We start from the raw sequence: 8,537 nt of genomic DNA, 5'->3' as shown, positions 1-8,537 counted from the left end.
GGCGGTATCGAGTACTCAAAAGCGGCTTCGTTGTTTTACTTAGCAAGTGGACAGTGTTCCATACCGGTCTATATGGACAGGAAAGCGATTTGAAACACTTCAAGGTGTTTGCGACGAAAAGACCGTGCAGGAGAAGTGCAAATAGTTGAAAGAACAACCTCAATCAAAGAAGCAGTGTGCGGCTTTGCTGAGAATCTTGCTTCCGAAATGCCGTGTGTGAGGCATGGCAGAGGGTGGCGGAGCTGGAGACGGCGGAATGCACAGAAATGGGCGTGGGAAGGAATGCAAAAAAGCCGGTCGCATAAGCGGCCGGCCTGGTGGTTTGTGTGAAATTATCCGAGACGAATGCGGTTGACTACATGGATGTGCTCCGCAGCAGCTGCGAAATCTTCTTCGGAGAGTGGTCCTACGGTAAATGCGACTTCGCCGTCTACCAGTGACGGAACCTCCTCAATGCTTCCAAAGGCGCGCTTTGCATCCGCCAAATCAGATGTCGTGCGCACGAAGAATGCATTTCTGCTGTCCTTGTAATCGACGATTTGCATCTTTTCTTCGCTCCAGTCGATTACAATATGCCGATTGGTATGCTTGACCATATCCACGACATCAGCGACAACTGCGCTTGCTGTCGGAAGCTTGCCTGCGCCACTACCGTAGAACATTGCATCGCCAAGGACATTGCCATGTACGAAAATGCCATTGAAAACACCGTTGACTCCGCAAAGCGGATGCTCTGCCGGAAGCAGATACGGTGCAACCATACAGCTGTAGCTATTGCCTACTTTCTTGCTGGATGCAAGCAACTTGATGGTGCGATTCATTGCCTTTGCATATGCGATATCTTCCGGAGTGATCTTTGTGATGCCCTCACAGTGAATCTCTTCAAAATCGACCTGCTTGCCACATACCATGGAAGTCAGGATTGCAATCTTACGACACGGGTCGTGACCTTCGATATCTGCGGTAGGATCTTTCTCAGCATATCCTTTGTTTTGCGCATCCTTTAATACTGCATCAAAGTCTGCACCTTCATCGGTCATCTTGGTCAGCATATAATTGGTCGTGCCGTTCAAGATACCTGTGATTTCTTCGATCTCGTCTGCAGTCAGACATTTATTGAGTGGTCGGATAATCGGAATACCGCCTCCAACCGATGCTTCAAACTGGAAGTTGACGCCATGTTCTCTTGCAATGCGAATCAGTTCGGCGCCTTTGGCTGCCACGAGATTCTTGTTGGAAGTTGCGACCTGCTTGCCGGCTTCGAGCATTGCTTTTACAAATGTATATGCAGGCTCTACGCCACCCATGGTCTCGACAACTACCCCGACTTCCGGATCATTCACGATTGTCTGGTAATCATGAATGACACATTTTTCCATTGGATCGCCCGGAAAGTCACGCAAGTCGAGAATATATTTTACGGATACTTCTTCACCTGCTGCCTTTGCAATCTTGTCATGGTTGATTTTCAAAACATCTACAACACCGGAACCGATGGTTCCGTAACCCATCACTGCAATCTTCATTTCGCGTCTTACTCCTTAGCTAGTACTTTTACATAATGAACTCCATCGAGTTGCTCGATGCGGGATGCCAATTCATCCGGCGAGACAGAGTCCTGTGTCACATCCAGCGATAGAATCAACGATGCGATTCCATGAACAGGCACGGACTGCTGAATGGTCAAAATGTTCACATTCGAGTCACTGATGGTGCGCAATACACTTGAGAGCATGCCGCGCTCATCATCAAGCTGCATGACCATATTGGCTGTGCGTCCTCTGGAATTTTCATGAAACAAAGAGATATCATCTTTGTATTTATAATATGAACTGCGGCTGATTCCAACCGCCTCTGTCGCTTCCTGAACAGACTCCGCTTTGCCTGATTCCAAAAGGCGGTTGGCTTCTGCAACCTTGATCAGGACTTCCGGCACTGCATGTTCACGCAATACATATAAATTCTCTTTTGTCGTTCTGTCGCTTACATTTGTCTTCATGTGGAATACTTTAACATAGTTAGCCCACTCTATCAAGTGGAAGTTTTAACTAGATTCTGCTCCCCTTTTTTCGGATTGTTGTGAAAGTTTTTTTAACTCAGTCGGGGTACAAGCTCCGACTGAGTTAAACGCTCCGCGAGGATGCGCACGGATTCGGACAGGAATTTGTCTGCTGAAGCAGACCCGAATCCGGCGCGCAAGACTCGCGAGCGAGTCTTGACAACGGATTAGTCATCCTCATTTCCGCCAAGGCCTTCCGGACAGCCCAGTGACAACCATTTCAGATAACCGTTGATAAACGGATCGAGATCGCCGTCCATCACTGCGTCCACATTGCCCGATTCAACACCTGTACGGCGGTCTTTGACCATCGTATACGGCTGCATGACATAAGAACGGATCTGGTTTCCCCAGCCGATTTCGGTCACTTCGCCACGGATACCTGCAGCTTTTGCCGCCTGCTCCTCCTGCTTGAGCATATACAGCTTTGCTTTTAACATCTGCATTGCTTTGTCCTTGTTCATATGCTGTGAGCGCTCGTTCTGACAGGTAACCACAATCCCGGTTGGGAAATGCGTGATTCGGATTGCCGAAGAAGTCTTGTTGATATGCTGTCCACCTGCACCGCTTGAGCGGTAGGTGTCGATACGAATGTCTTCGTCTTTGATCTCGATGTCGATATCGTCCTCGATATCCGGCATCACATCGCAGGAGACAAACGAAGTCTGGCGTTTGCCGTTTGCATTGAACGGAGAAATACGGACAAGGCGGTGTACACCCTTTTCGGATTTCAGATAGCCATATGCATTTTCTCCGCGCACTTCAAATGTGATGGATTTGATTCCTGCTTCATCACCGTCAAGTGAATCAAGGACTTCCAATGCAAATCCTTTTTTGTCACACCAGCGTGAAAACATACGGAACAGCATCTGCGCCCAGTCACAGGATTCCGTTCCGCCGGCTCCGGCATGTAACGATACGATGGCATCATTGCGGTCGTATTCGCCCGAAAGCAGAGTCTTCATATGAATCTCTTCATAGACCTGCTTAAATTCGTCCATCATCTCCTGAATTTCCGGAATCAGTGAGGCATCATTTTCCTCATATCCCATTTCAATCATGGTTTCAATATCGCTGTAGGCCTCCTCGAGACGGCGATATGTCTCCATGTCATCCTTCATGCTTTTTAACTGTTTCATCTTTGCCTGAGATTTCTCAGGATCATCCCAGAAGTCCGGCGCTTCCATTTCGCGCTCAAGCTCCTGTATTTTTTGCTCCTTGTTCAGGAGGTCAAAGTGAATCCCTCACTTCCTGTAATGGATTTTTGTAGCTTTGCAGCTCAGTCTTGAATGCATCAAGTTCTACCAACAGGATCACCTCTTTCCTTTTTGTGTATTTGACATGAAAGATGGCCGACCAGTGCCGACCATCCCAAGTTATTTGCCTTTTGTTAAATATTCCTGCGCACGAATCAGCTGATTGTCAAGGGTCTTGTCATAGGCATCTCCCTCTTTGCCCAGGAACTTGTATTCCAATTCGATATCCGGTTCAATTCCTACCTTGTGAATAAAATTGCCCTTCGGTGTAAAATAATTGGCAGTGGTAATCTTAAGTCCGTCACCATTGCTCAGATTAAAGATGGACTGCACAATTCCTTTTCCGAATGTCTTGGTACCAATCAGAGTGCCATACTCATAATCCTTGATTGCACCCGCAAAAATCTCGGATGCACTGGCAGAATTGCCATTCACCAGTACCACCATCGGATAATCGATACATTTCTTGTCGGAAGAATAGGTTACTTTTTTGCCCATCTTGTCTTCTGTATATACGATGGTGCCTTCCGGAAGGATGCGGTCACAGATGTTGACTACCGAATCCAGCAGTCCACCCGGATTATCGCGCAAATCGATAATCATTTTTTCCATTCCCTGCTTCTCAAGATCTTCGAGTGCTTTGTCAAACTGTTCGTCAGTGTCCGACTGGAACTGTGAAATCTGGATATAGCCGATTTTGTTGTCGAGCATGCTGTATTCCACACTCGGCAGGACAATATTCTTTCGCTCAACTTCAATGGTAAAAGTTGAATCGTCACTCTTGCGATAGACGGTCAATGTCACCTTGGTTCCCTCTTCGCCACGAATCTGTGAAACCAGATCGGAAAGTTCCTTGGTCGTCGAATCAATCTCTCCGACTGTCACAATCTGATCTCCGGCTTTCAGTCCCGCTTCTTCCGCAGGGGTTCCCTCATATACTTTTACAATGGTCACTTCCTTGGTTTCTTTGTCCTGAGAGAGTGTCGCACCGATTCCGGCATATTCTCCGGTATTGCTGACCATAAAGTCTTTGTATTCGGTCTCATTAAAATATGCGGCATACGGATCGCCAAGGGAGTTTACCAGACCATGCAGCATGCCGTCACGCTCCTGATCCGCCGTATATTCACCTGTATAATACAGGTCAATATAGCTTGATATTTCGCTGATTTTAAAAGCAGTTTTTTCATCAATCAGACCTTGTTCGTCCTTATTTTGGACAACACTCAGGTCTCCCACGCCGATTGCGATATAGCTGTGTGTCACCTTGACATAAATCACGATTGCCACGGCTGCAATGACAAGAGATGATACGGCTCCGATGATTGCGCCAAGCCCCATTCCTTTTGCAAAAGTGCGCTTCGGTTTTTGTTCTGTAATATTTTGTTCTGTAATATTTTGATCTGTAATATTCTGATCAGTAGTATTCTGATCGATATGATTCTGATCCACGATATTCACTTCCTACAATAATACTATAATAGATATTCAAGTCTCGCTATACACGAAGGTGTTTGCGTACGGTAAAATAACTTCCGACCAGACCGATTCCAACACCCATAATCAGTGAAATCGGAATCAGCTGACCAAACAGCTGTGTGGTTGGAATGAAATTCAGCATTGCACCGATGAAATTGAATTTGGATGCCACAAAAGCGATAATCCAGTCATAGAGGAAATAAATCAATACAAGCGGAATTGCCGCTCCGATCAGTCCAATGATCATTCCTTCGAAAATGAATGGTGCACGCACCAGATAATCGGTCGCACCAATCAGTTTCATAATCCCGATTTCTTCGCGTCTCACTGAGATTCCGACCGTAACCGTATTGCTGATCAAAAAGATTGATACCGCAAGCAATATAAAAATAATGGCTCCGGAGATATAGGTCGCCAGGCGGTTGAATTCCGCCAAAGTATTGGCTACCTGCTCGGATTTTTTGACATTGCGCACGCCATCCATGTTTTGGATGTAGGTGACAAGTGCATCCTGCATCTCCACATCATTCAGATAGATTTCGTAATGCATGGAATTTGCAACCGGATTGTCTCCCTCAAATGCTGCGATGAGCTCTTTGCGTCCTTCGAAATAATTCTCTTTGACATATTCCCATGCGTCATCTGCCGAAATGTATTCCACTTTGGAGACCTCAGGTCTCTTTTTGATATCATTACCGATGGTATTGATCTGCTCATTCGTGATATCTTTGTTGAAATATACTGCAACAGCCACACCTTTTTCAGCTTCCTTTAACATGGAGTTAAAGTTTGTAACCACTGCAAAGAACAGACCGAACATAAAGATACAGGCGCCCATTGTTGCCACAGACGCCAGGGAAAACATTTTATTTCGGAAAATATTCTTGATTCCTTGTTTGACGGTAAACCAAAATGTACTAATTCGCATTTTCATCACCCATACGAGTGTCAGAGACAATCGTTCCTCTCTTAATGGTAATGACACGCTTTTTCATCACTTTTACGATCTCAAGGTTGTGCGTAACCACAACTACGGTGGTGCCGCGGTTATTGATTTCTTCGAGGAGTTTCATGATTTCCCATGTATTGTTATTGTCCAGATTTCCCGTAGGCTCATCTGCAAGCAAAATCTCCGGTTCATTAATCAATGCCCTTGCAATCGCGACGCGCTGCTGCTCTCCACCGGACATCTGGTCCGGGAATGATTTGTATTTCGGAGCGAGACCAACCATGGAAAGCATGACCGGTACACGCTTTTTGATATGTTTATTGGATTCACCGATGACTTTTTGTGCAAAGGCGACATTATCATAAACATTTCTATCCTTTAACAAACGATAATCCTGAAATACCACACCGATTTTGCGGCGGAATTTCGGGATTTGTCGTCTTCGTATTTTGTTCACATTGCGGCCGTTGACCGTAATGACTCCTTCTGTCGGATCAAGCTCCTTGAGCAGGAGCTTGATCAATGTAGATTTTCCTGATCCACTGTCGCCCACGATAAAGACGAATTCGCCTTTGTCGATATGCAGGCTGACATCGTTCAGCGCCGGAATACCGGCTGTATATGCCTTGCTGACATGTTCAAGAGTAATCAAAATCTGTTCTCCTAACTTTTGTCCTTTAATAATCTAAGGTTTCCATATATTTCATATATTTGACAACCATCAAAGCAATCTTGAATGTAATCGCATCCTCAAAAACACGCAGGTCCAGTCCCGTGCTCTTTTGCAGCTTGTCGAGACGATAAACCAGAGTATTGCGGTGAATGTAAAGCTGACGTGATGTCTCGGATACATTCAGGCTGTTCTCGAAGAATTTGTTGATGGTGGTAAGCATTTCTTCATCGAACTCATCCGGTGATTTGCCATCAAAAATTTCGCTGATGAACATCTTGCACAGCGGAATCGGAAGCTGATAAATCAAACGGCCGATGCCGAGTTCGGAATATGGAATGATATCCTGCTCTTCGAAGAAAATCTTGCCGACATCGAGTGCCATGCGTGCTTCCTTGTATGAGCGGGAAACATCTTTTAATTCATTGACGATGGTACCGAATGATACATGCGCATGGGTCTTTGCATCGCCCTTAAACAGATTCATAATGGATTCTGCTGTCTTAACCAGATCTGCCTGCGCTTCATTGTCCGCAACTTCTTTTACCACGATGACATTCTTCTCATCCACCGCGGTGACAAAGTCTTTCTGTTTTCCGGTGAAAAGACTGCGGATACGCTCTAATTCATTATCTTCACGGTCATGATTGGTCTCAACAATATAAACCACACGGCGCTGCTCAATCTCGATATGAAGCTTCTTCGCGCGATTATAGATATCAACCAGCAATAAATTGTCCAGCAACAGATTCTTGATGAAATTATCTTTGTCAAAACGCTCTTTGTATGCAACAAGAAGGTTCTGAATCTGGAATGCGGCGATTCTGCCAAGCATTGCATCGTCGGTATCACCGACAGCAATAATAATATATTCCACCTGCCGTTCATCAAACACTTTCATGAACTGGCATCCATTTACCACCTGCGAGTCTGCCTCCGATGCAGCAAATGATTTAACCGTATCTCCATACTTTTCCGCATCAAGAAATGTGGAAGCCATCACCTTTCCTTCCGGATCAGTTACGCATAAGTCTGTTTTTGAAATGTTTTTGAGTCCATCAATCGTATTTTGAAGTATCTGATTGGAAATCATAATCCCTCTCCTTTTCACTAGTATTTGCATATTGCATAAATACCTTAACTCATTTTAATGCAAAAACACAAAAAATGGAAGAGCAAATGTACATTTTTCACGCATTTTCTCTTCCATATTTTCTAAAACTTGTCTAATTTTACTGATGGTCCTGAAATCCCTCACCTAAAACTTCGCGAACATCGGATACAATCACAAATGCATCCTTGTCCACTTCAGCAACAATCTCTTTTAATGTCGGAATCTCTTTTTTGGCTACGACACAATAGAGCATGCATTTCTCACTATCGGTATACATTCCCTTTGCATGGATTCCGGTAATACCACGATCCAGATCGCGGAAGATCATTTGTGAAATTTCTTCATAGTGATCGGAAATAATAAATGCCCCTCTCGAAAATTTGAAACCTTCGAGAATCAAATCTGAGGTCTTTGTCGTAACAAAAATTGCGATTACCGCATACAATGTCGGCCGGATACCGAATACCAGCAGACCGATGATCACAACGATACCGTCGATAATCTGCATGATTTCTGCCACATTATAATGGCGGATAAATTTGCGGTGGATGATTGCGGATACCATATCCGTACCACCTGTCGTCGCATTCGCACGAAGCACCAGTCCGATTCCGCCTCCCGAGAAGACACCACCGAATACGGCGGCAATCAATAAATCGTTTTGCGGGATGTCATAGACCGGGATGATATACAGCCATGCCGACAACATCAATGTGCCGAATAAGGTTCTTCCGATAAAACGCTTTCCGAGTACAAAATAGGCCACAATAAAGACCGGAATGTTGAGTGCGAAGTTCGTAAACCAAAGCGGTATACCGTTTTGGAACATCGCAACCGGACAATCCTTCAGCAATGGCCCCGTCACATATTTAATGACAATGGCAAGACCTGAGAATCCTCCTGTTACCAGATTGGCCGGATCATAAATGGTCTGGATTCCGAATGCCATAATTCCTGTGCCGATAAAAATCAGCAGGAACTGCCAGATATGTCTTTTTTTAATCACACTT

The 8,537-nt window shown here is 45.0% G+C and carries 8 protein-coding genes; all 8 read right to left on the bottom strand.

The features are described 5' to 3' along the window. Positions 1-332 precede the first annotated feature (332 nt). Complete coding sequence (locus CSX02_RS13380; RefSeq protein WP_099387042.1) at positions 333-1,526, bottom strand: homoserine dehydrogenase; 1,194 nt, start codon at positions 1,524-1,526, stop codon at positions 333-335. Between the two features lie 8 nt (positions 1,527-1,534). Beyond that, positions 1,535-1,999 (bottom strand): ACT domain-containing protein, encoded by a 465-nt coding sequence (locus CSX02_RS13375; RefSeq protein WP_051637957.1) that lies wholly within the window; start codon positions 1,997-1,999, stop codon positions 1,535-1,537. Positions 2,000-2,226: 227 nt separating this feature from the next. After that, positions 2,227-3,367, bottom strand: a protein-coding gene (prfB, locus tag CSX02_RS13370) for a peptide chain release factor 2 (RefSeq protein ID WP_099387041.1) whose coding sequence is annotated in 2 segments (ribosomal slippage) — positions 2,227-3,291 and positions 3,293-3,367 — 1,140 coding nt in all. Because the reading frame shifts where the segments join, the coding sequence is not laid out codon by codon here. Between the two features lie 68 nt (positions 3,368-3,435). Then, entirely contained in the window at positions 3,436-4,767 is a 1,332-nt protein-coding gene (locus CSX02_RS13365; RefSeq protein ID WP_099387040.1) for a S41 family peptidase, read from the bottom strand. Positions 4,768-4,813: 46 nt separating this feature from the next. Beyond that, complete coding sequence (gene ftsX, locus CSX02_RS13360; protein ID WP_031544486.1) at positions 4,814-5,722, bottom strand: permease-like cell division protein FtsX; 909 nt, start codon at positions 5,720-5,722, stop codon at positions 4,814-4,816. Further along, positions 5,712-6,395 carry a cell division ATP-binding protein FtsE gene (gene ftsE, locus CSX02_RS13355; RefSeq protein WP_031544485.1) on the bottom strand — a complete coding sequence of 228 codons (684 nt, stop codon included), beginning with the start codon at positions 6,393-6,395 and terminating at the stop codon, positions 5,712-5,714. The genes ftsX and ftsE overlap by 11 nt, the downstream gene beginning before the upstream one ends. A 25-nt stretch (positions 6,396-6,420) precedes the next feature. After that, complete coding sequence (locus tag CSX02_RS13350; protein WP_099387039.1) at positions 6,421-7,506, bottom strand: PucR family transcriptional regulator; 1,086 nt, start codon at positions 7,504-7,506, stop codon at positions 6,421-6,423. Between the two features lie 139 nt (positions 7,507-7,645). Next, positions 7,646-8,533 carry a YitT family protein gene (locus CSX02_RS13345; RefSeq protein WP_330399616.1) on the bottom strand — a complete coding sequence of 296 codons (888 nt, stop codon included), beginning with the start codon at positions 8,531-8,533 and terminating at the stop codon, positions 7,646-7,648. Positions 8,534-8,537: the final 4 nt, after the last annotated feature.

This window comes from Agathobacter ruminis, assembly GCF_002735305.1.
GTDB classification, from domain to species: Bacteria; Bacillota; Clostridia; order Lachnospirales; family Lachnospiraceae; genus Roseburia; species Roseburia ruminis.
This window is presented reverse-complemented; position numbering and strand designations above follow the sequence as displayed.

Bases quoted from the DNA above. Each gene is read 5' to 3' on its own strand.
- CSX02_RS13380 (WP_099387042.1), bottom strand. From the start codon at position 1,526: ATGAAGATTGCAGTGATGGGTTACGGAACCATCGGTTCCGGTGTTGTA.
- CSX02_RS13375 (WP_051637957.1), bottom strand. From the start codon at position 1,999: ATGAAGACAAATGTAAGCGACAGAACGACAAAAGAGAATTTATATGTA.
- ftsX (WP_031544486.1), bottom strand. From the start codon at position 5,722: ATGCGAATTAGTACATTTTGGTTTACCGTCAAACAAGGAATCAAGAAT.
- CSX02_RS13350 (WP_099387039.1), bottom strand. From the start codon at position 7,506: ATGATTTCCAATCAGATACTTCAAAATACGATTGATGGACTCAAAAAC.